This is a genomic window from Bradyrhizobium sp. WCU1, assembly GCF_053474805.1.
In genome coordinates this window covers 1-20,506 of record NZ_JBQPHM010000001.1, presented here as the reverse complement: position 1 = coordinate 20,506, position 20,506 = coordinate 1, and the positions used below count along the sequence as shown (strand labels likewise).

The following is a 20,506-nucleotide window of genomic DNA, read 5'->3' as shown; positions in this document are numbered from 1 at the left end:
AGAGCGGAGTAGCTTGCCAGATGATACGCGGCGGCGCCTGCGATCCGATAGAAGCCCCGGCCGACATCCTCGTGGGAGCCATTTTGCACCAGTGCTTCGAACGCGTTTCCGGCCCGCGCGAAGCCGCGCCGCCAAATCTCATCGTTGCCGCCGCCTTCCCGAAGCGCCATGGATGCGCGCAGCACGGAGAGCGCATATTCGGACAGATCGGTGTCAATCGTTTCTCCGAACGCCGGCGCATCGTCAGGCAGGACGCCGTCGCGGCGAATGATGGACCGCGCCTCGCCGCGAGCTTGCAGCCGACCCCTGACACCGTCAGCGGTCGCCTGCGTCAAGAAGGCTGCCAGTTCGTCAACCGTCTCCAAGGGCGAGTGCTCCCTCGTAGGACAGCCGAATGAACTCCTGATGATCGTCGATCCGAAGGTGGATTACAGTGTGGCTGCGATCAACGCCGGCACCGCGCAGATCGTCGAAAAGCGCTCGGGGCGTGGCATTGCCGGACATCGTGAAGAGAGCATGGTCGATGCGATCGGAGGGAACTGCGCGGCTTGCGACCTCATTTCGGATGATTCGGCCCAATGCCGCGAGCGGACCATCACCCTCCATCAACCTGTCGGCGATAAAGAGCAGGGAGGTCGCCGTCGGCCGGCCACTATCACGCGACAGCGCCGTTCGAGCCTCGATAATCGTTGCGCCGGCGAGATTGGCCCGGCTCTTGGCTTCTCCTTTCAAAAGAAAGAGGTGTCCCTCAGCACTCGATCGCACGCCGATAAAGTCGTCGCCGCGGAGCGCCATCTCGCGGCCATCCTTATAGCGAAGGCGACGAACCGGGACCGAGAAGCCCAACGACTCCTCAACCAGCTCGGTTGCGAAGATTTCCCCTAGCTCGCCGGAGCGTGCCCGCGTGGTTCGGGGAAGACGCTCGGCTAGCAATGCTGCGGCGCTCGCATAACCGAGAAGGGCGACATCCTCCGCTATGCGTTCCATTTCGTCGTAGTGAGAGCGCAGCAGATCGGGAAGACGGCCAGCAATTGCCGCTCGTCCCCCAACCCGCTCGGTAAATTTCAGTAAGCGCTTGCGGCCGTCTTGCGCGGGCTCGCAATCACACCAATCGGCAAACAGCGGCAATCCACTCCCCTATCGGTCGGCACAGGCGTCAATCCTTCGGCTTCGCTCTCGATGCTCGCAACCGCGATTTCGGCCCGGCGCCGGACGCTGCGGCGACCAGCGCGTCCCACGTATCAGGTGGGTTTCCTCGGTTCAGCATCTTCCGGAACACGGCGTAAGCATCCGTCGTGCTGCCATAGGCGCGCAGCGTGTCGTCGTCATTCACCCAAGCCAGGATGATAATCTTGCTCGTGGCCGCCTGCTGATAGCGAAAGAACAACCGATACTGTTGCAAAAATTTCGCGCGAAACCAGTGTTTGTAGTCGGCGCCGAGCGTATCGCCTTGGCGGAATACGTCGCTGGCCGGATCGGCGGGGATGTTCTCAAAGGCGACTTTCAGGACCGCGGCAAGCAGTTTTGCCGCTCGCTTCGTCTTATAGCCTTTCGGGTCTTTGGCACGCGCCTTCTCGACGGCCGCGATTAGGGCCTCCAGCTGATCAAGGAAGAGCGGATGCGCGTAGATGGTCCAGCCATTGATTTCGATCGTCTGGTCCGTCACGCATCGTCGTCCGGCAAGGCTGCGTCGAGATCGACCTCAACGCCCTTGACGAGGGCTGCACCGCGCGCGAGCAGAGTCGAAGGAATCGCTCGAACCCGCGCCGGGTGCGCCGCCATGTCCTTCTCGAGAAAGCGCAGAAAATTTCCGATGACGGGGTCAGCCTGCTCGTCCGCCGCTTTCTTGGCCAGGACGACCGTTCCGTCGGCAAGCCCTCGAAACACCACGCGGTCCCGTTTGCCCAGTGCCAGCATCTTGCGGATGGCGGCAGGAACCGTAGTTTGGCCCCGCTCGGTGATCGTGGCGGGAATTTCGAGGATTTCGGCGGTTTTCGGCATCGAAGGCTCCGATCGTGCGTCCCAGTGTAATGCATTTGCATTGTATGTTCAAGGACCGACGGCGTGATGCCCGCTGCGCATCACGCCATTCGAAGCTCCCGCCTTGACGGACCCTGACCATGCAGAAGCCGCCCACTCGATCCCGATGTCGCCGATACGGCACCGACTTTGAAGACGCTGACCGTGGCCAGCTCGATCTCCTCGCCAACGAATGCGAAGGCATGTGCGATCTCTGATCAGCGCTTTCTGCGCGGGTCCCAATTTGTCCCCGGTCGACTGGCATGATAGCGCCCGACGGGCCATCGCAGCCGTGCTCAGCAAAGCCGCGCGGTCACCTGTTGCTTCGGGCTTCGATGTGCATCTTCACGCATTGCCAACCGGGTGCGCTCTGCCGGCGGTTCTGTCCGTCGTCACGACGTCGATTGTCGCCGTTGATGTCCACTAACCGTTTCTCTCGGCTCGCCCACGGCGTCCTCGATTTGGCATGTCTGACCGAAGGCCGTCGTCGCTTTGCTCCGCCTCGCTCTTATCCCCGCAACATCCGGCCACGACTTTCTTCCCCTGGCCGCTGCGCGTCCATTCCTCGCGGAAATCAAGAAAGTCGTGGCTTGGCTGCCCTCTACTGCGTGCCGGCCCCTGCGGGGTGCGGGTCGATCGCCTCCGGTCTGTAGCCAGCCATCGAGGCTGCGGTGGGCGCGGCCCGGAAAACTGAAAAGGACACGACAATGGCAACCATCGGCACCTTCACTTCGAACGGCAACGGCTTCACCGGCACCGTCCGCACGCTCGCTCTCAACGCCAAGGCCAAGCTGGTCCGCGTCGAGACCCCCTCCGAAAAGGGTCCGCACTTCCGCATCTTCGCCGGCAATGTCGAGCTGGGCGCGGCCTGGCAGAAGACCGCCAAGGACACCGAGCGGGACTATCTCTCGGTCAAGCTGGACGACCCGAGCTTCCCGGCCCCGATCTACGCCACCCTGATCGAGGTGGAAGGCCAGGAGGGCCTCCAGCTCATCTGGTCCCGACCGAACCGGGACTAAGGGGCCTCCACGGCAACGGCCCCGCCGAAAGGCGGGGCCGTTTCTGCGTGAGCCGAGATGGACGCAGCGAAGGCTGGCTCCCTCCAACTGCTTCATCGCGCCGCCCCGCTTTCGCTCGCGCCGTTCTCGTTTAGACGCGTCTCGAGCGAGCTGATGCTGTCGAGCACGGCCTCGAAATCCGGCGGGTCACCGAAGATCATGCCTTGCATGGCCCTGTAGTCGACGCGCAACTGCTCGATCATCGCATCATGCGGGGCGAGCGTGAACGAGCCGGGCGCAGCACTCGCGAGATCGAAGTCCGGTCGATTGAAGAACATCCGGGCATGTGCGACGCAGTCCACGCCGAGCGCCGTCTCAGCGATGGCGGCTTCGCCGATCGGGTCCCCGGCGAGCAGGTGCAAGTCATAGTAATGACGGGACACGCGTTGGCCGCCCCCGCGCAGCTCGCCGCGCTTGTCGAACCAGCGCCGCAGCCCGTGGAGGATGACGACCTTGTCCCAGAAGGTGCGTTCGGGATCGACCGTGCGCACGGCCGGCACGGTCAAGTCGAGCGCCGGCAAATCATCGTCGACATAGGGTTTGATCGGCACTTCGCTGTTCGGGTCGAGCGCGGATTTGGCGCCCGACTCGATCTTGATCGCCGCCCGCACGTAATCCGATCGCGGCGTCGCTGCGGGATACCAGATCAACAGGGTCTGTCCGTCGGGATCGGCGTCGTCGGCTTCCACCCGCGCCGCGCCGGCATCGTGGCCGGCGGCCCGGAGCCGGTCTTGTAGGATCAGGGTCAACTCAGCGCGCAGCGGGCCGTTGATATAGGCTTGGCAGGCGTCCTTGATCGCATCGAGGCGCGCGCGGCGCTTGTTCCCGCTCAGCGCGTTAAGCTCCTCAATCGTAGCCGGCTCGCCGATGTCGTCCCGAAACACCGTGACATCGATGTCTTCGGAGAAGCGGTTGATCAGACCGAATCCCTTGGACAGGGAGGTTCCGCCCTTGAAGAGGAGGCGGGGTCCTCCCTCTTTCAGGCCATTGAACAAGGCATCCAGCGTCCAGCAGACCCAGAAGTCCTTCTCGATATTCTGAGATGCCGTGCCAAGGCGTAGCGCGGTCGTATCGAAGGCGCTCAACATCGTGTCCGACCCGGCCGCGAGAACCTCATCGAAAGCCGGGTTCATGCCTTCGCCCTCCGGGTTGCGCCGCGATTGGCGATTGGTTTCTTCTGGGTGGAGAGCGGTTTCGGCTTCGGAGGTACGACGACAGCGTGACTCTGATCGTTTTCACTCCTTCTTTGTCGATCATGATCTGCGCCAACATGATCAGCATCATCACGATCATCGTCGATGTGCCGACGACCAACGGCAGCATCCGCTTCGATGAGCGGCTTAAGAAACACCCGCATCCATGTCGGAAGAGCTGACATACCGGCAGTGAGATCGGCTCTAAGCGACGGCCCCGTTGTGGGATCCTCGAAAAGCTTGGCGAGCTTGCGTTTAACCTGATCGCTCTCGCCTTCACGAACCAAGAGATCGCGCAGCCAGTGAAGCGCCTGGACGAGGCGCATCGCCGGTCGTCCGGCCCAGAACAGCTTGCTGGCCGCGGTCGGACGAAAACTGATCGTTACGTTACCCAGCCGGATCGCGCGGCGACGGGCGTCGGTATGCACCACGATTTTGGCCGGGACGGCGTCAGTCAGGCCCAGATCGTTGGCCGCGGTCATGCCGTCGACAAGCATCCGCGTTTGGTCGCGTCGTCCAACGGCGTCGATGACCGAGCGCGGATCGGGCGGGTTGGGTTTTTGGGTAAGCTTGTTGAAGCCAGGCTGATCGTAGAGCCCCCGATCGATTCGCCTGAGGGTTTCGGCCTTCGTCAGCCGCTGCAATGCCTTATCGATGGCGTCCCGCGTGGCGAGATCCACGAAATCACTGGGCGTCCAGACCTTACGCGGTGCGTCCGCACGGATGCGCTCGAGCATGGCTGTCTTCAGATCGAGTGGGGCGCTATTCATGTCCGAAACTTGTATACTTGTTTCGGACAGATTGCAAGTGATATGTCCGAAATACCTATACAAATTTCGGACAAGGTTGGTCCAACCAGGGCGCGGCTTTTCAGAGAATTCCCCATGCCCGATAGCGTCCCCGCCCCGTCGCCTCGCGCAAGCCGAGTTCGGCCACCAGGTCCTGGGCGGCGCGCGGCGTGATCTTCAGCTCCGCCGCGATCATGCCGGCGGAGGCAATGGGCCGGGCCAGCATGTAGTCGAGCAGCGCCGGCAGCCGGGAGGTGGTGCGGCGACCGACGAGCTTGCGCGTGAGCAGGGTGCGCTGGTTAAGCCAGCGATCATGATCCTTGAGGCCGGCGTCGGCGGCCGCGGTCATCGCCTCGAATTGAGTCAGGAGCCGCGACGCCGGATCGGACGATCGACGGCGTTCGCGCGGGATGGTTTTCAGCCCGGCATGGAGGCAGGAGAGATGCCAACGGGTTTTGCCGCGTGCACGCAGCACGGCGCTGGCGAGCAGTCGGCCAAGCCACGGCATGTGCTGCAGCGGTTCGACCCGGTCCCAGGCATCGGCTGTGATCGCCGCCGCCAGCGCCGGCGGCAACGTGCGAGTCCGATCGACGATACGCTGCCAGTCCTCGATCCTGGCGTCCTCATCCCAATCGAGATCGTAGACCAGCGGATCACGCTCGGGCCGGCGAGTGGTCTCGCCGGCGAGCGTTCGGTCGGATTTCGCGATCGCGGCGTCGACCGCGGCGAAGGCGGCAGCGAGCCGCGGGTCGGTTTCGATCATGACGAGCGGCTGATCAAGATTCTCGCCGTCCAGCGTGGCCTCGGCATCGTTCGCGCCGCCGCCATCGTGCGCCCCTTCCTTCCGGTCGTCGCTTCCCGCTTCCCGGTCGCCCTGCCCTCCCCGTCCGCGCAAGCTTGCAAGACCGCTGACCGACAGCGCCCAGTCCGGCTTGGCCGCGGCGATACGACGCCTGGTCCGCAGCACGGCGTGGGCCCGGGTCAGCTCGTGGGTGGGGCTGCGGATATCCATGCCGGCGTCGTGGAGAACCAGATCTTCGAGATGGACGAGTTCGCCTTCCAGCCACAGACTGGCGCAGGCGTCGGTAAAATGGGTGCGCGCGACAAAACCGTCGCTGATCGGACTTTTTGCCAACCGCTCGTCGAGGCGGGCGAGCGCATCTTCGGCAGCGGCGAGTGGGCCGGCGAGCTGGGCCCAGGGCAGCGGATCGGGGATCTGGTAGCTGACATGCAAGGTCTTGATAACCTTAACGGGAATCACTGAAGCGGAAGCTATCACGGTGTTGGCTTCCGTCATAGCGAGGCCGGGCACACGACGTGTATCACTATCGATAACCTTCCCTTATCGATAGCGTTGGACGTCACGGCGCAAATCAGCGATTCTGGCGGCTACGAGCCCGGCAAATCACGCCCGCCGGCGCTCCGCTCGACGCGAGGACGCAGCCGTTGCCAGCCCCCTGCCCTCTTCCGGACGCTTTTCGCCGCCGCCGACGACCGTCACTCGCTGCGCGGCACGCTCCGGTGCGGCGCGCTGGTCGCAACCTCACCGCGGGCGATCGCCACGAAGCGGCGTTTGACCTCGGCGAACAGGCCGGGCGTCAGCGCGCCGTAGTAGCCGCTCTCAGTGTCGATATTGCGCAAGTCGGGGCCCGGCCAGGTAAAGCGGTTGCTTTCGGTCAGCACGATCCAGGAGCGCTCATGGTCGAGCCGCAGGCGGTTCTTGACCGCGGCCGGAATTTCGATCGCGTCGGCCGGATTGGCCGGCGGCGTATGGGTGATCGGCAGGACGCGCACCACCGGCGTGCCGTCCTCCGTTGTTGTGACAATCGCCAGCACCAGGCACGGGCGGTCCTTGTCGCCCTCCTCGCGGCCTTCGCGGTGCTGCCAATCCCACAGATAGGAATAGCGAAAGATCCAGCCGAGCTTGATCTCAGTCGGCAGCATGTTTCGCGTCGGGTGCGCTGCTGAGATGGCCGGGATCAGGTGTCATCTCGGCAGCCTCGACCGCGGCGATCTCCGCCTCGCTCAGATCAATCGTGCGCTGGACGCGTCGGTCCCGCTTCGACAGCCGAACGAAATCCTCGTAGGCCATCAGCACCGTGCGGGGCCGGCCGTTCTTGGTGATGACCACCGGCTCGCGCACGGCGGCATCCTGGTAGGCGCCGAAGTTCTTCGAGACTTCGGCGGCGGTGACGGTCGAACTCATGGTTCAAATCTCCTTCGTTCCGTAATATACGGAAATCCCGGTAATCCCGCAAGTGGTCCTCGGCGCTTGTATGAATGGGCCAGGAGACAGCCGGTATTCATAGGAGGATGCCCCGATGACGGACAATAGACGCTCAGAGCCCTCTTCGAACATCTGGACCTTGGCAGGTGCGCAGGCACGGTTTTCAGAGGTTGTCGACCGGGCGCAGGCCCACCCGCAGGTCATCACCCGACACGGCCAACCGAGCGCGGTGCTCCTCTCAGCCGAGGAATGGGCGCGCAGAACAGCCCGCAAAGGCACGCTGGCAGATTTCCTGCTGGCTTCGCCTTTACGGCAGGACCCGATGGATATCGAACGAATCCGTGATCGACCGCAGGACATCGAACTGTGAACGGCCTGCTCACCACTGAAGGCGCGCTCCGATGACCGCCCCTGCCCGCCTCCCCGATGCCGCGTCGCTCGAAACCGTCCTCGCCGCGCTCGATCCGGCCTCGGCCGATACGGACCTGGTCCCGGCCCTCACCGCGGCGTTTCCGGGCTTTGCGTTCGGCATCGCGCCGATCGATGACGATTACTGGCGCGATACCCGATCGGTGCTTCGTCCCGACGGCACGCGGCTTGGCGAATTGCGGCCATGGATGACGGCCGAACTCGCCAGGGAAAACGGCGATGTGACGGCGGTCTGGAAGCGGCTGAAGGAGACCGGTCTGCAGATCACGGAGTGGCGGGGGACGAGCGCGTTCGTGTCGGCGCCGACCGGGCCGGGTGTGGCCGATTACGTTCAGATCGCGCTCGGTCGCGAAATCGAATGGCGCGCCGGCCCGATCGTCAATCCCAACCACCGCCCGTTTGGCGAAGAAGAACTGCTCGATCCGAGCTGGCCTCGCACCGATCAGCTCCCTGATTCGGATCGCCTCGCCGGTCCGGTCTATCGCCTGCTCGGCCGCGCCGGCGGCGCGGTGGTCCACGTCCGCAGTTTTCTGGATCGCTGCGGCCGCATCGAGCGCGATAAGCGGGAGGCCAAACGGCCCGAGTTGGAGCGGCGAATCATTCGCGAGACCGGGCCGGGCGGAACACGTGAGACGCCCTTCCTGGAGGCGGTCACGGACTATTTCGACTTTGTGCCCCGCGAGCTGCGGTTCTTTCAGGACTGGGAGGAATCGAGCGCCAGGCCGCAGCGCGTCTTCGCGCATTGGGCCCTCGATGCCCGCGACTACACCCACAAAGGCGAACGCGAAGTCGGCTTCATCCCCCGGCCGCTGAAGCTCCCGAAAGAGCGACTGCTCATGACGCCGGAGGCTTCGGTCCATCTTCTGATGGACCGGATCGAGGCCGTGGACCGCGAGGTCGGCCTGCCCTTCGGCTGGTTCTTCCTGATGACCCACGGCCATTGGGTCGACCCCGATGTCGGCCTGGCGATCGCACAAGGCCTGAAGGCGCAACGCGTGCGCCTGCCCGACCCCGACGCCCGCGTGCTGCTGCGCTGGGCCGATCGAACCTACGGCTTTTGACGGAGCGCAGCCGATGGACGACATCACCTCCCGAGCCTTGGTCTCCGATCCCGAAACCCGGCGCGCGCTACAGCTCGATACGCTCTCGGCGATCCTGCCGATGGAGCGGCGCGACCGGCTCGCCGAGCTGCTGACCGACGACGACGTCGCGACGCTCAAACATCTCGCTCAGGAAGGCATGGGCGAGAATTCGCTGCGGGCGCTGGCGTCGGACCTTGCCTACCTCGAAGCCTGGGCCCAGGCCGCGACCGGCGCGGCGTTGCCCTGGCCGGCCTCGGAAAGCCTCGCGTTGAAATTCGTCGCGCACCATCTGTGGGACCCGGCGAAGCGCGAGACCGATCCCCAGCACGGCATGCCGTCCGATGTGGCGGCGCTGCTGCGGAATGCCGCGATGCTGCGGAGCGCCGGCCCGCATGCGCCGTCGACGGTGAAGCGGCGCCTCGCAAGCTGGGGCACCTTGCATCGCTGGAAAGGGCAGGAGGGTCCGTTTGCCTCGCCCAGTCTGCGCGCCGCGCTACGGCTCGCGGTTCGCGCCAGCACGCGCCCGCGGCAGCGCAAGAGCAAGCGGGCGTTCACCCGCGACGTCCTGGACCGTCTGCTCGCTACCTGCCGGTCCGACCGGCTGGCCGATGCCCGCGATCTTGCCATCCTGCTGCTCGCCTTCGCCTCCGGCGGACGCCGGCGCAGCGAGGTGGCGCGGCTGCGGGTCGAGCAGCTCAGCCACGAACCGCAGGTCCCGTTTAATCCGCAGGACCCAAAATCCGAGACGTTGCCGTGCGTGGCCATTCAGCTCGGCCGCACCAAGACCGGCCAAGCGGATGAGGCGGGAAGGGTGCTGCTGGTCGGGCCGCCGGTCGAGGCGCTGCGCGAATGGCTGGAGCGGGCGGACATCAGCCGGGGGCCGATCTTCCGCGCCATCGATCGCTGGGAGGCGGTGGAGGAGAGGGCGCTGACGCCGCAGTCGATCAACCTGATTGTGAAGCGGCGCTGCGCCATGGCGGGCCTCGATGCGCGGGAATTTTCCGCCCACGGCTTGAGATCCGGGTACCTGACGGAGGCGGCGCAACGCGGAGTTTCCTTGCCGGAGGCTATGCAGCAATCCCAGCATCGATCCGTGCAACAGGCCGCCAGTTATTACAACGAAGCAGATCGACGACTCGGTCAAGCTGCACGGCTCGGCGTCTGAACAGCCACGGCCCGAGGCCGAACGTAAATTCGGCTAGTCTAGCGGCGGGGTAAAAAGGGGTAGACTGGACGTCGATTAGGGACGCGATTCGGGCCATTCGAGGAGAGTTGACCGCGGTCAACTTTCTCCTGGTGGGGGTGATCAGCCTTCGCGCGTGGGCTGGAATCTATGTCAGCGGATGAACAAGCAGGTGGTGGCGCTCGGTGGGATCTCCGTGGAGTTGACCGCGGTCAACTTTTCCGAGAGGGCCCAGTGGACCGTTAAGGACTCGTTAACCCTTTAATTGTTGCGCGATCGCCCAGAATCGGGCGTACTAGCCACGCTTTGCGCACGCCCTGCATCCGAAATTCGTAACTACGCGAGAAAGCCGTGGCCCTAAACGACCAACACGCGATGGCGCCAATCCCTTCGGCCGCGCCCCCAACGATCCACGAAACGATCGCGGCCGATGCGCGCGAACTCTCCGCGAAGCTTCATGCCCATCGCATGAAGCTGTTCCCGCCAAAAGCCCGTAAGAACCTACGCCGGTTCACATCCGGCGAAGTCGCTAAACTCGTCGGCATCAATGACGGCTATCTCCGCCAATTGTCGCTGGAGGGAAGGGGCCCCCAACCTGATACCAGTCCATCGGGTCGACGGTCGTACACATTCGAAGACATTCAGAGCCTTCGGGCTTATCTCGACGAATCCGGCAAGGGCGTGCGACGATACCGACCGCATCGCGTCGCGGGCGAACAGTTGCAAGTCATCGGCGTCGTTAATTTCAAGGGTGGATCAGGCAAGACCACCACCGCCGCGCATCTCGCTCAACATCTCACGCTGCAGGGCTATCGGGTGCTTGCGGTCGATCTCGATCCACAGGCCTCGCTCTCGGCGCTGCACGGCTATCAGCCAGAGTTTGACGTCGAGGAAAACGGAACCCTCTACGGCGCCATCCGCTATGACAGCGAGCGTCGTGAGCTGGACGAGATCATTCGACAGACTTACTTTTCGGGGCTCGACATCGTCCCCGGCAATATCGAACTGATGGAATTCGAACACGAGACCCCGAAAGCGTTAGCTATGCGCCAGTCGGGTGATCCGCTGTTCTTCGCCCGCGTTGCCCGTGCCCTCGCCACTGTCCAGGACCGTTACGACGTCGTCGTGATCGACTGTCCGCCCCAACTTGGATTTCTCACGCTCTCCGCTCTCTGCGCGGCAACCGCGATCCTGATCCCGGTGCATCCGCAAATGCTCGACGTCATGTCGATGTGCCAATTCCTCATCATGACATCCGACCTCCTCGCCGTCGTCGCCAAGGCAGGCGGCAACATGAATTACGATTGGATGCGATATCTGGTCACGCGCTACGAGCCCGGTGATGGACCGCAGGCCCAAATGGTCGGCTTCATGCGCTCGCTGTTCGGCGATCGCATGGTCACCAATATGATGCTCAAGAGCACGGCGATCTCCGACGCCGGCATCACGAAGCAAACACTCTATGAGGTCAGCCGCGATCAGTTCACACGCGCTACCTACGACCGCGCAATGGAATCGCTGGACAGCGTCAATGGCGAAATTCAAAGCCTCATCCAAGCCGCATGGGGGAGGACCTAATGGGTCGCAAAAACCTGCTTGCTGACCTCTTGGACGACAAGTTGACCGCGGTCAACGAACAGCCGTCAGGTGAGTCCAGCGACAATCGGAGACCTTCCCAACCAACACTGGGATCGCGCGGTGCAGTCGGCGCCATGAGCCGCTCGCTCGAGATGCTGTCCGCGGAGCGCGATGCCGCCAAGGCCCTGACCGAACAACTCACCACCGGTCAAGCCGTCGTTGAAATCGATACAGGATTGATTGACGCCTCGATCGTTCCGGATCGCTTGACGGGCGTCGACGAGAAGCACCCCGCTCTCGTCGAATCCATCCGCGCCAATGGACAATTGGTTCCAGTCCTTCTCCGGCCGCATCCGACCGGTCCAGGACGGTTTCAGATCGCCTATGGCCATCGTCGCGTCCGTGCGCTTGCCGAGCTTGGCCATCCCGCGCGGGCGGTAGTCCGTGACCTCAGCGACGAAGACCTGGTGGTGGCACAAGGCAAAGAGAATGGCGAGCGTGAGGATCTGTCCTTCATTGAGCGGGCAACTTACGCTGCCGCACTCGAGGATCGTGGATTCAAGCGTGAGATCATCATGGCGGCGCTCAGCGTCGACAAGACAGAACTCTCGCGCCTCATCACCGTCGCGCGGGCCCTGCCACGGAGCTTGGTCGATGCGATCGGGCCAGCGCCGAAGACCGGCCGCCGGCGCTGGATGGAGCTGGCAGAGCGGATGGTGGGTCGCCACGACCAAAAGGCATTGGCTGACAGTGTGGCTAGTGATCGCTTCGTGCGTGCTACTTCCGATGAACGGTTCGCGATCGCATTCGTCGCGCTCGCGCCTCGCAAGCCCAAAGCTCCACGGCCGACGACTTGGACCGATGACGACGGCAAGAAAATTGTGAAGATTGAACGTCGCGCAGATCGCGTCACGCTCGCGCTCGATGAAAAGGCCGCGCCGGCGTTTGGAGACTTTGTGATTTCGCGGCTGCCAGAACTCTACCGCGCTTTTCGCGAGGGACGTACCGATGAATGACATCGCGCGTCTCGCCGCTTTGGATATGGCGCCGTCCAGACCTCTCATGGTCAGGCGGCGCGATGCGTACCCGCGTTTCCGTCCTCTAACCGTAGGAGCATAGCGGAAAAAGAAAAGGCCCCCGAAACGTCTCCGTCCGAAAGCCTTCTCTCGTCATGTTTGGCGACTGACAGAGAATCACTTTCGCGAATCGCAGTCAAGTGTCTTTAGCGACGGCGCCGTTTTGGCGAGCAGATTTTCTTTGCCCGCATGAGGCAAAGACATGCAGTCACACTCCCCAACGACGCCCTTTGGGCGGCGATCGCTGACGCTTGCCCATGTGGCAAGCCAAATCGGGGCCTCGGCGCGACCGCCCGAAAAGGTCGTGCATAAATGGAATATTTTCCACGCCATCTGTACGGCGCGGCCGCGCCTGGGGGTGTCCGAGCGCTCGCTATCCGTGTTGAACGCGCTTTTGACCTTCCATCCGGAGACGGCCCTGACTGGGGAGGACGACCTGATCGTCTTTCCGTCCAACGACAAGCTAACGTTGCGCGCGCACGGCATGCCCGCTTCGACATTACGCCGGCACCTCGCCGTCCTGGTCGACGCCGGGTTGATTATTCGGCGCGATAGTCCAAACGGCAAGCGCTACGCGCGGAAAGGCCGCGCCGGCGACATCGAGCTTGCCTTTGGCTTCGATCTGTCGCCGCTCGTCGTGCGTTCAGAAGAGTTCGAGCACCTGGCGGCCGACATCGAAGCAGAGGCGCGCGCGCTCAAGCTCGTGCGTGAACGCATCACGCTTTGCCGGCGCGATATCGCCAAGATGATTGCCACCGGCATCGAGGAAGGCGTCCCGACGCGCAGGGGAGGGCAGGGGCCGATCGACTGGCAGGAAGTCCACACCGCCTTCAGGGCAATGCTAGCCCAGATTCCGAGGACGGCCACGCGGGAGCAGCTCGAGCCGATCGCTGACGAGCTGTCGCAACTTGCCGACGACGTACTCAATATTCTGGAAACGCATATTAAATCCAAGAATCCGAGCGCCAATGAGTCCCAATCTGAGCGCCACATACAGAATTCAAATACAGATGCCCCTATTGATCTTGAACCTAGCCTCCAGAAAGGCAGGGCGGGGGGAGCTGAGCTAAAACTTCAACCATCGCGAGTCGCGGAAGGTTCGTATCCGTTGGGAATGGTCCTGAGTGCATGCCCGGACATCGTCGATTATGCGAAGGGCGGGATTTCGAACTGGCGTGATTTCCTGGCCACCGCGGCCGTTGTGAGATCAATGCTGGGGATCAGTCCGAGCGCCTGGGAGGAGGCGCAAACTGTCCTGGGCGAAACGCAAGCGGCGGTCGTCGTCGCATGCATCCTGCAGCGTGGCACCGCGATCAGATCAGCTGGCGGCTACTTGCGCGGGCTGACCCGGAAAGCGGAGGTCGGGGAATTTTCTCTTGGGCCGATCCTGATGTCGCAGATCAATTCTCGGCTTCACGAAAAGCGGCGGGCTTGAGCGATGTGATGATGGGGGCTGTGGCAGGTTCCGGCTTGAGCGGGCGAAGCGAGGTTGTTTGGCGCATTCCAGGCGATGTTGCCGACTCACGCGAGCCGGGTGAAAGCGATGATCACAGGTCTTCCTCGGCTCGAGCTGTCGCTTCCGGTCGCATGGCTGGATACCTATGGCCGCCGACGGCTCGGTCGACCGCTGGAGAAGATTTTTCGCTTGCCGGATCCACCCGCAAGCGGGGCCTCCGCTGGGATTCCTTGCGCTCGCCCTTCTCTGCCAAAATTCTTTCGGCCGGGTGCCTCGCGGCGCTCGCGCTCTGCCCGCGTTCGCGGCTTCGGCTCGGTTTAGTCGCTCCGGCCGTTACGGACATCGCAGCCTGGCGCAAGCCCCAGAACATGTTGGTTCAAACCAACAGGGCAGGGGGCGCGCTGCGCTTCCGGTTTCGGTTGTCTTCCGTCAACACCACTGTCGCCTGTCAAGTGATGTGAACTGGTTTCGACTTGGCGCCTTCTTTCTTTTGGCTCGGCCTACCTGAACTCTTCTGGCAGGAGATTTTATGCCCGGTTTTCGGGAGTGTGGGGCACGCGCTGGTCCATTGCGGGTGTTGGTTCAAACCAACACCCGGGATGAGGAGGCCGGTCATCAAGTTCGTGCCGGTAGGCGCGGCGCGCTGGAGGAGGAAAATCGATGAAACGGGCGCAGATAGTTTCATCAAGCTTCATCCGATGAACACGATCGTCATCAACAATCAAAAGGGCGGCGTCGGCAAGACGACGCTTGCAGTGCATCTGGCCTGGTTCATGGCGGAAGCTGGCCGCCGGGTTCTGATGATCGATGTTGATGCGCAGGGCAACGCGACAGATACGCTCAAGCAGCATACAGGGTCGACCTCGGCGGCCGATCTCTTCAAGCCCGCGACTCGGCTTGTCGCTGGCGAAAACAACGGCATTACGCTGGCGCCGGCCGACAGCTCCCTGACGGATATCGATCGCGGCAATGCTGCTGCCGTCATGACGCTGCAGCAGAATCTCGCCGATGCCGCCGAACGGTTCGATATCTGCGTGATCGACACTCCGCCGTCGCTTGGCCTTCGCAGCGTCGCCTGCCTGGTCGCCGCCTCTCATGTGCTGGCGCCAATTTACCTGGAAGATTATTCCGTAAAAGGCGTCAAAGGCCTGATGCAGACCGTGATCGGTGTTCAACGACGATACGGTCGCCAGGACACAACATTTCTCGGCCTGCTGCCTTCGAACTTCAATACCAAGTCGCCTCGCCAGCGAACGCATTTGGAGCAGTTATTGCGCGAAGCGGGCAAGTACGTGTTCCCAGGCCAGATTGTTGCAAGGGACGGCTATGCCGAAGCCGTGGCTGAGCGCGTGCCGGTCTGGAGCTTGAAACGCCGATCGGCGCAAGAAGCGGGTCGAGAAATCCGCGCGGTTCTCGCCAAGATCGCAGATCGGCTTGATCAGGAGACGACGAGTGACGCTCGATCTCAGCTTTAAGGAACTCGTCGACGCTGCTGCAAACCCTAACGCAGCAAGTGGGCGACCGCTCTTAGTCGCGGTCGACTGCATTGACGAAGACCCCGATCAGCCACGCCGCAACTTCAGCGAACAGGAACTGGAGGAGCTTTCACAATCGATTGGCGAACATGGCGTGCTGCAACCCATCATGCTTCGCCGTTCCAATGAGGTTGGACGATACGTAATCGTCATGGGTGCGCGCCGGTACCGTGCTGCGCAGCGCGCGGGGCTGCGTGAAATGCCCGCATTCGTTCAAGAAGTAGGTTTGCCGGATCGATACGCGCAGATGATCGAGAACATCCAGCGCGATGATTTGCGCGCGCCTGAGATCGCGGCGTTCATCGCAGATCGGTTGGGCGCCGGCGATACCCAGGCGGATATATCGCGCAAGCTAGGCAAGCCAAGAGACTGGGTGTCGCGCTACGCGTCGGTTCAAGGCATGCCAGGATTCCTCCGAGCGAGACTTGAGGGAAGTTCGATCCGCGCTCTTTATGAACTCTACCAGGCCTGGCGCACGCATCCGGACGAGATCGAACGGCGATGTGTGACGCAGGACAGCTTCACCGACGCGCAAGCTCGGCAACTGGCCCGAGACGTACGCGCCGCGGCCGATCGCGCCACTGCCCAGGACCAATCGCCTGCTGGACCGCCTCGATCCGAAAGATGCGATCTCCTGCCGGAAGCAATTCTGCCAGGCATCGGTGCCAAAGGCCGAGAGGCAGCACCCGATAATCAACTGCCAAAAACTCGCCTCGTTTCACAATCGAAGTCGGCAGCATCACTGGCAATCAGGGTTCGGTATCAGAACCGGATCGGACAGCTTGTTGTTGATCGGCTCGCGACGCAAGGCTCCCGTCACGCTGTGGTGTTGGTAGATGGTGCGGAGCACGCAGAAGAAGTTCCAGCGTCGGCGCTCACGATCGAGGAGATCCTGTCGAGATGAACTCGTTCGACACCTTCGCAGCCGCAGAGACAGACTACCGGCGTGCGGCGACGGAGCGACTTTCCCATCCGAAGGATGGCGCGTTAGCGCAGCAGCCGAAGGCCGAACGCGCTCCCCATAGCGCTGTAGTGAGGCCGCAGGCTGCTGGAAAGTCGCGGTCTACATCACCGACGATAGTTAGTGCCTTCGTTTCCTTTGCTGCCGACGGATCCGTGCTCGCGATGGTTACCTCGTCAAAGGGGCGCCGCGGGCAGAATTTGGCAGAGAGGGCAGGGCTAGTCGATCATCGCTTCGCCGTGGCGAGCCCTGAACACAAAGCGTATTGGTTTAAACCAACACCGAGGGGTACGTTTTTTCTTTTTCTAGTGCAGGATAGGCTTCGCGCCAGCGATGTATTACATCGCGATTGGGATTGGAGTGGATGGCTCTGATCTCGCTTCGAATTCCCGACGAGGTAGCCGCGCGCTTGTCGGCGGTTGCGGCTTCCGAAGGCGGCAAGTCCGCCTTGTTGCGTCGCCTCATCGCTGATGTGCTGAATGCATCGCCGGCGCGGATTGCGCCGTTACCGGTGGGCAGGCCGGAGAAAATCACCGTACGATTTCGGGAAAGCGAGATGCGGCAGCTCGCGGACACCGCACGCCAGCGCGGTATGACGCGAACCGGCTGGATTGTAGCCCTCGTACGCTCGCGATTGGGATCGCCGGTGCAGCATTCTCTCGAAGAACTTGCCGCGCTTCGCGCCATCGTCCGCGAGCTCAACCGGATCGGCGGTAACATCAACCAGATCGCGCGCGCCGCGAATACCAGCGTGCTGCAGGGCAGGGTGGTTGAGCCTGATCTCTCCGCAATCCGCGATGCCAGAACCGCGATCGACTTGGCACTCGCGCAATTGCTTGGCGCACTCGCTGGCAACGCCGATTATTGGGAGACGCGGCGATGACCCGGCGTCGCTCGCCGCAGCAGGCTGACCCGCTCGTCGAATTGCCGCCGATCTCATATGTCTGGGAAACACCCAATCGGCGTCCCCGGCGCGCGGAATGGGACACGCCCGATCCTGCCGTTCCCCGGCGTCTCACGCCGGCGATGCGTGCAAAGCTCGAACGCATCGTGAGCCGAGTGCCGGAGGTGATGGTCAAGATCACCGGCCGCACCAAGGGCGTGGCGCATCTCAAATCGCACCTCGCCTACATTACCCGGAACGGCGAACTTGACGCCGAAACAGAGCAGGGCGCGGCGATGACGGGGAGAGTCGGATTGAAGGACCTGCAGCAACGCTGGGAGGACGATGCTGGTCTCGATGACAAGCGCCGCCGCGACGGATCGCTTTCGATCAACATCATCCTGTCTATGCCGGCGGGAACTGACGCGGTTGCGGTCAAGGATTCGGCGCGGGCGTTTGCGATCGAAACCTTCGGGTACAATCACGACTACGTCTTCGTCCAGCACCTCGACGACAAACACCCCCACGTCCATCTGACCGTTCAGTCTTTGGGCCATGACGGCCGGCGTCTAAACCCACGTAAGGCAGACCTTCAGGCCTGGCGCGAGCAGTTTGCCGGAGAGCTTCGGCTTCGTGGGATCGCGGCGGAGGCAACACCGCGACGAACCCGGGGACGAATTCGAAAAGCCGACCGCGGGGCGGTGCTGGCCTTGCGCAAGCGAAAGATTGCGCCCGAGGTCGATCGGCTAGCGCGGGAGGAGGTTCTCCGCGAGGTGAGGGGCGGCAAGACGACCGAACGACCTTGGGACGCCCGAATCCGGTCACGTCAGGACGCGATCCGGCAGCGATATCTCGACTACGCGGCTGAGCTGCAGCGCTCTGGGACGGCGCGCGATGACGCGCTCGCGCGACAGATCCGTCAATTCATCAAGGACATGCCCGCGATCGAAACCCGCCGGCATGTGTTGAAGAAGGAGCTTTCGGAGCTTGCCGATAGCCGGCGTCGCGGCACGGAGCAGGGCGTCAATATCGAACAGCGGGGTGATACGCGAGGCGACGAACGCAGCAAGTAACCAACCGCGTGTCTGGGCCTGAAATCGGTCAACCACTATTTGGGCTATGCCGGATGGATCTGGAATTTGCCGCAACGGTCGATACGCCTGGAATATACCCAAGTTGCTGCTCCAGGGCGACCAGGGCTTGGCGGGCTACCTCCAATGTCGTGGTGGCCTTGTTCAGGGCGTCCCACGCTTCGTTCGATAGTGAGACCGCTGCCAGGCCGGTTTGAACCAGATTGTCTTTGACCGATGGTGAACAGTCTTCGAGGATTGCGCGTTCAAGATCGGGGAGCATCCGCGTGAGCGCTCGCTGCGCGGTAGCTTCCGTTTGTTCCTGCCTTTCAACCGTGGCGAGGGCTTTGCGATATTGCCCCAGCGCCTCGATGGTTTTCTTTTCAAGATCGGATTGGTCGCTCAATGGCTTTCTCTCCCGATAGAATGTTCGAGCCACTAGATGCCACTTTGAAACAAACGAAGGTTTAACGCCGAGCAATTGAAGACATCAATTCTTGAACAGAAAACTGCTTGTCATCCCGCCTAAAAAACCTCTTCTGAAACGATCCCTATGGGACGGAACCTGAGAGGACTTCCAACCCGTACAATATCTGCTTTTTAGATAATCTGTAAATCCGATTATTTGTCTGCCCCTTGTTCTCTGGGGCAGAAAAAATGCCACGAACGCTCCGATCTCCTCGGCAAAAGGCCCTGATCGCGCTGCTTATTGAGCAACGGAAGAAATCGGGTTTGACGCAAGCCCAGCTCGCAAAACGATTGCGGCGTTATCAATCTTTTGTGGCCACGGTCGAAAGTGGCCAGCGGCGCATTGATGTCATTGAATTTCTGGATCTTGCAGAGGCCATCGGATTTGATCCGATCGATGCAATCAAAAAGCTTCGCGCGTCGGTTCGTTCTCAGTAATTGCAAGGCTCCCTTGGTTACCAGGTAGCAGAAGGAATTCTGGCTCGCGTAAGCGTATCGGCGGATGCAAACCGTTTGAATCGTGAGCGCACGTGCAAACCACGGATCGCGGTTTGATCCGTTGCGGCGCGCTTTCACCCCTTGAATGAGCTATGATGAGCAGGACGGTCTTGAGCGGCGGCAGGTCGTCTTTCATCATGGGCCAAAGCCCCGTCAGCGGGGCGTTTTCGCAGCAGCGGACTGGTCGTCCTCGTCTATCGAGTGACCTTGCACCATAGCTGGCCTGGTCTCCTTCACGAGCGTCAGTCGATCCCATCGTTCGATCAGCTTCTTGGCGAAATCCGGAGGCGTCGGAAGCTCGGGCAGGAGGCCCGGCCAGACGTCGAAGATTTCCCGCACCGTCTGCTTCACCTCGCGGACGACCAGTTCATTGTCGAGTCCCACGAGGCCCGCCAGCCGCTCGAAGCGGCGCAGGTTTACGACGGCGGGATCGACGGTCTTGCCGAATTGCAATGCCATGGAGTCGTCGCCGTAATAGAAGAAGGGGACGATATCGTAGGCCGGCGAAAGCGCTGCGTTGATGCCATCCGGCAGGATAGGCGTAGCGTCTGAAGCGCAACTGGCGGACGCGGTAACCGCCAACTTAGCGGCAGAAGACGCCCTCAAGAATTTTGGTCCGCTTTGGAGCGAAGCCGAAAGGCTCGACGCTGAGCTGGCGGCAGCAAGGACCGAGCTTAGTGATGCGATGGAAACGTCGCTGCGAGCGGAAGCGGCACTGCGCGATCAAGCAAATGCGCTTGCTACGATTAATCAGACTCTCGGTCAGACGGCAGAGTTACACCGCGCGACCACGGCGCAATTAAATATTCAATCTGGTCGCGTTCTTATTGCTGATCGGCTCAGGCATGGGAGCGGCCTGGCCTCCCATTAGCGCCGCCCAATAGTATCAGGAGAAGCTGCCTGAGAATGCCGCCGAGAAGGGCGACATCTACCGGGTCCGCTGGGTATTTCACCTCCGCAACGAGGTGAAGATGTTCGACATCGCGCCGCCGCTCGAAGCCC

Annotated in this window: 23 protein-coding genes; 13 read left to right on the top strand and 10 right to left on the bottom strand. The window is 62.3% G+C overall.

Annotated features, from left to right (window positions below):
* Positions 1-351: 351 nt before the first annotated feature.
* Genes ACTUWL_RS35410 through ACTUWL_RS35400 form a run of 3 tightly spaced genes read right to left on the bottom strand, consistent with a single transcriptional unit; the run spans position 352 to position 2,001 of the window.
* Positions 352-1,128 (bottom strand): Hachiman antiphage defense system protein HamA, encoded by a 777-nt coding sequence (locus tag ACTUWL_RS35410; RefSeq protein WP_035653661.1) that lies wholly within the window; start codon positions 1,126-1,128, stop codon positions 352-354.
* A gap of 28 nt (positions 1,129-1,156) precedes the next feature.
* Complete coding sequence (locus ACTUWL_RS35405; RefSeq protein WP_021082474.1) at positions 1,157-1,666, bottom strand: type II toxin-antitoxin system YhaV family toxin; 510 nt, start codon at positions 1,664-1,666, stop codon at positions 1,157-1,159.
* Positions 1,663-2,001, bottom strand: a complete 339-nt coding sequence (locus tag ACTUWL_RS35400; RefSeq protein ID WP_021082473.1) for a type II toxin-antitoxin system PrlF family antitoxin — start codon at positions 1,999-2,001, stop codon at positions 1,663-1,665. The genes ACTUWL_RS35405 and ACTUWL_RS35400 overlap by 4 nt, the downstream gene beginning before the upstream one ends.
* A 725-nt stretch (positions 2,002-2,726) precedes the next feature.
* Here ACTUWL_RS35400 and ACTUWL_RS35395 point away from each other — a divergent pair.
* A complete protein-coding gene (locus tag ACTUWL_RS35395) occupies positions 2,727-3,038 on the top strand; it encodes a DUF736 domain-containing protein (RefSeq protein ID WP_021078644.1) in 312 nt (103 codons plus the stop codon).
* A gap of 92 nt (positions 3,039-3,130) precedes the next feature.
* Here ACTUWL_RS35395 and ACTUWL_RS35390 read toward each other — a convergent pair whose 3' ends face one another.
* The 5 genes from ACTUWL_RS35390 to ACTUWL_RS35370 all read right to left on the bottom strand — a co-directional run bounded on the left by ACTUWL_RS35390 (position 3,131) and on the right by ACTUWL_RS35370 (position 7,264).
* Entirely contained in the window at positions 3,131-4,210 is a 1,080-nt protein-coding gene (locus tag ACTUWL_RS35390; protein ID WP_021078757.1) for a nucleotidyl transferase AbiEii/AbiGii toxin family protein, read from the bottom strand.
* Positions 4,207-5,007 (bottom strand): DUF6088 family protein, encoded by an 801-nt coding sequence (locus ACTUWL_RS35385; RefSeq protein ID WP_299113192.1) that lies wholly within the window; start codon positions 5,005-5,007, stop codon positions 4,207-4,209. Before ACTUWL_RS35385 ends, ACTUWL_RS35390 begins: the two co-directional genes overlap by 4 nt.
* Positions 5,008-5,140: 133 nt before the next feature.
* A complete protein-coding gene (locus ACTUWL_RS35380) occupies positions 5,141-6,355 on the bottom strand; it encodes an RHE_PE00001 family protein (protein WP_021078755.1) in 1,215 nt (404 codons plus the stop codon).
* A gap of 200 nt (positions 6,356-6,555) precedes the next feature.
* Positions 6,556-7,002 (bottom strand): acyl-CoA dehydrogenase, encoded by a 447-nt coding sequence (locus ACTUWL_RS35375; RefSeq protein ID WP_021078754.1) that lies wholly within the window; start codon positions 7,000-7,002, stop codon positions 6,556-6,558.
* Positions 6,989-7,264 (bottom strand): type II toxin-antitoxin system Phd/YefM family antitoxin, encoded by a 276-nt coding sequence (locus tag ACTUWL_RS35370; RefSeq protein WP_011505052.1) that lies wholly within the window; start codon positions 7,262-7,264, stop codon positions 6,989-6,991. The genes ACTUWL_RS35375 and ACTUWL_RS35370 overlap by 14 nt, the downstream gene beginning before the upstream one ends.
* A gap of 115 nt (positions 7,265-7,379) precedes the next feature.
* Here ACTUWL_RS35370 and ACTUWL_RS35365 point away from each other — a divergent pair, with 115 nt between their 5' ends.
* The 10 genes from ACTUWL_RS35365 (at position 7,380) to ACTUWL_RS35320 (ending at position 18,541) form a co-directional block, all read left to right on the top strand.
* Entirely contained in the window at positions 7,380-7,655 is a 276-nt protein-coding gene (locus ACTUWL_RS35365) for a type II toxin-antitoxin system Phd/YefM family antitoxin (protein ID WP_021078753.1), read from the top strand.
* Between the two features lie 31 nt (positions 7,656-7,686).
* Positions 7,687-8,775, top strand: coding sequence for a hypothetical protein (locus ACTUWL_RS35360; protein WP_021078752.1), 1,089 nt, complete (start codon positions 7,687-7,689; stop codon positions 8,773-8,775).
* Between the two features lie 13 nt (positions 8,776-8,788).
* Positions 8,789-9,961: a site-specific integrase gene (locus ACTUWL_RS35355; protein ID WP_021078751.1), complete on the top strand. Its 1,173-nt coding sequence runs from the start codon at positions 8,789-8,791 to the stop codon at positions 9,959-9,961.
* Positions 9,962-10,354: 393 nt separating this feature from the next.
* Positions 10,355-11,557 (top strand): plasmid partitioning protein RepA, encoded by a 1,203-nt coding sequence (repA, locus tag ACTUWL_RS35350; RefSeq protein WP_024584214.1) that lies wholly within the window; start codon positions 10,355-10,357, stop codon positions 11,555-11,557.
* A complete protein-coding gene (gene repB / locus ACTUWL_RS35345) occupies positions 11,557-12,573 on the top strand; it encodes a plasmid partitioning protein RepB (RefSeq protein WP_021078749.1) in 1,017 nt (338 codons plus the stop codon). The genes repA and repB overlap by 1 nt, the downstream gene beginning before the upstream one ends.
* A gap of 262 nt (positions 12,574-12,835) precedes the next feature.
* Complete coding sequence (gene repC, locus ACTUWL_RS35340) at positions 12,836-14,068, top strand: plasmid replication protein RepC (RefSeq protein WP_021078748.1); 1,233 nt, start codon at positions 12,836-12,838, stop codon at positions 14,066-14,068.
* Positions 14,069-14,688: 620 nt separating this feature from the next.
* Positions 14,689-15,564 carry a ParA family protein gene (locus ACTUWL_RS35335; RefSeq protein WP_299113165.1) on the top strand — a complete coding sequence of 292 codons (876 nt, stop codon included), beginning with the start codon at positions 14,689-14,691 and terminating at the stop codon, positions 15,562-15,564.
* Positions 15,542-16,528 (top strand): ParB/RepB/Spo0J family partition protein, encoded by a 987-nt coding sequence (locus tag ACTUWL_RS35330; RefSeq protein WP_021078746.1) that lies wholly within the window; start codon positions 15,542-15,544, stop codon positions 16,526-16,528. The genes ACTUWL_RS35335 and ACTUWL_RS35330 overlap by 23 nt, the downstream gene beginning before the upstream one ends.
* A 421-nt stretch (positions 16,529-16,949) precedes the next feature.
* Entirely contained in the window at positions 16,950-17,468 is a 519-nt protein-coding gene (locus tag ACTUWL_RS35325; RefSeq protein ID WP_035651214.1) for a plasmid mobilization protein, read from the top strand.
* The gene (locus ACTUWL_RS35320) at positions 17,465-18,541 is read left to right on the top strand and encodes a relaxase/mobilization nuclease domain-containing protein (protein WP_021078744.1); all 1,077 of its coding nucleotides are present in this window, start codon (positions 17,465-17,467) and stop codon (positions 18,539-18,541) included. Before ACTUWL_RS35325 ends, ACTUWL_RS35320 begins: the two co-directional genes overlap by 4 nt.
* Before the next feature lie 28 nt (positions 18,542-18,569).
* Here ACTUWL_RS35320 and ACTUWL_RS35315 read toward each other — a convergent pair whose 3' ends face one another.
* Positions 18,570-18,944 (bottom strand): hypothetical protein, encoded by a 375-nt coding sequence (locus tag ACTUWL_RS35315; RefSeq protein ID WP_106940464.1) that lies wholly within the window; start codon positions 18,942-18,944, stop codon positions 18,570-18,572.
* Between the two features lie 251 nt (positions 18,945-19,195).
* On the opposite strand from ACTUWL_RS35315, the gene ACTUWL_RS35310 reads away from it, so the two are divergent.
* Entirely contained in the window at positions 19,196-19,444 is a 249-nt protein-coding gene (locus ACTUWL_RS35310) for a helix-turn-helix domain-containing protein (RefSeq protein WP_035651211.1), read from the top strand.
* 213 nt (positions 19,445-19,657) lie between these two features.
* Here the strand turns inward: ACTUWL_RS35310 and ACTUWL_RS35305 are convergent, their stop codons facing one another.
* Positions 19,658-19,963, bottom strand: coding sequence for a hypothetical protein (locus ACTUWL_RS35305; protein ID WP_035651208.1), 306 nt, complete (start codon positions 19,961-19,963; stop codon positions 19,658-19,660).
* Between the two features lie 61 nt (positions 19,964-20,024).
* On the opposite strand from ACTUWL_RS35305, the gene ACTUWL_RS35300 reads away from it, so the two are divergent.
* Entirely contained in the window at positions 20,025-20,375 is a 351-nt protein-coding gene (locus tag ACTUWL_RS35300; protein ID WP_035651205.1) for a hypothetical protein, read from the top strand.
* Positions 20,376-20,506: the final 131 nt, after the last annotated feature.

Bases quoted from the DNA above. Each gene is read 5' to 3' on its own strand.
- repA (WP_024584214.1), top strand. From the start codon at position 10,355: ATGGCGCCAATCCCTTCGGCCGCGCCCCCAACGATCCACGAAACGATC.
- repC (WP_021078748.1), top strand. From the start codon at position 12,836: ATGCAGTCACACTCCCCAACGACGCCCTTTGGGCGGCGATCGCTGACG.
- ACTUWL_RS35400 (WP_021082473.1), bottom strand. From the start codon at position 2,001: ATGCCGAAAACCGCCGAAATCCTCGAAATTCCCGCCACGATCACCGAG.
- ACTUWL_RS35380 (WP_021078755.1), bottom strand. From the start codon at position 6,355: ATGACGGAAGCCAACACCGTGATAGCTTCCGCTTCAGTGATTCCCGTT.
- ACTUWL_RS35310 (WP_035651211.1), top strand. From the start codon at position 19,196: ATGCCACGAACGCTCCGATCTCCTCGGCAAAAGGCCCTGATCGCGCTG.
- ACTUWL_RS35320 (WP_021078744.1), top strand. From the start codon at position 17,465: ATGACCCGGCGTCGCTCGCCGCAGCAGGCTGACCCGCTCGTCGAATTG.
- ACTUWL_RS35375 (WP_021078754.1), bottom strand. From the start codon at position 7,002: ATGCTGCCGACTGAGATCAAGCTCGGCTGGATCTTTCGCTATTCCTAT.
- ACTUWL_RS35385 (WP_299113192.1), bottom strand. From the start codon at position 5,007: ATGCTCGAGCGCATCCGTGCGGACGCACCGCGTAAGGTCTGGACGCCC.
- repB (WP_021078749.1), top strand. From the start codon at position 11,557: ATGGGTCGCAAAAACCTGCTTGCTGACCTCTTGGACGACAAGTTGACC.
- ACTUWL_RS35395 (WP_021078644.1), top strand. From the start codon at position 2,727: ATGGCAACCATCGGCACCTTCACTTCGAACGGCAACGGCTTCACCGGC.
- ACTUWL_RS35300 (WP_035651205.1), top strand. From the start codon at position 20,025: ATGCCATCCGGCAGGATAGGCGTAGCGTCTGAAGCGCAACTGGCGGAC.
- ACTUWL_RS35390 (WP_021078757.1), bottom strand. From the start codon at position 4,210: ATGAACCCGGCTTTCGATGAGGTTCTCGCGGCCGGGTCGGACACGATG.
- ACTUWL_RS35335 (WP_299113165.1), top strand. From the start codon at position 14,689: ATGAGGAGGCCGGTCATCAAGTTCGTGCCGGTAGGCGCGGCGCGCTGG.
- ACTUWL_RS35370 (WP_011505052.1), bottom strand. From the start codon at position 7,264: ATGAGTTCGACCGTCACCGCCGCCGAAGTCTCGAAGAACTTCGGCGCC.
- ACTUWL_RS35365 (WP_021078753.1), top strand. From the start codon at position 7,380: ATGACGGACAATAGACGCTCAGAGCCCTCTTCGAACATCTGGACCTTG.
- ACTUWL_RS35305 (WP_035651208.1), bottom strand. From the start codon at position 19,963: ATGGCATTGCAATTCGGCAAGACCGTCGATCCCGCCGTCGTAAACCTG.
- ACTUWL_RS35325 (WP_035651214.1), top strand. From the start codon at position 16,950: ATGGCTCTGATCTCGCTTCGAATTCCCGACGAGGTAGCCGCGCGCTTG.
- ACTUWL_RS35360 (WP_021078752.1), top strand. From the start codon at position 7,687: ATGACCGCCCCTGCCCGCCTCCCCGATGCCGCGTCGCTCGAAACCGTC.
- ACTUWL_RS35355 (WP_021078751.1), top strand. From the start codon at position 8,789: ATGGACGACATCACCTCCCGAGCCTTGGTCTCCGATCCCGAAACCCGG.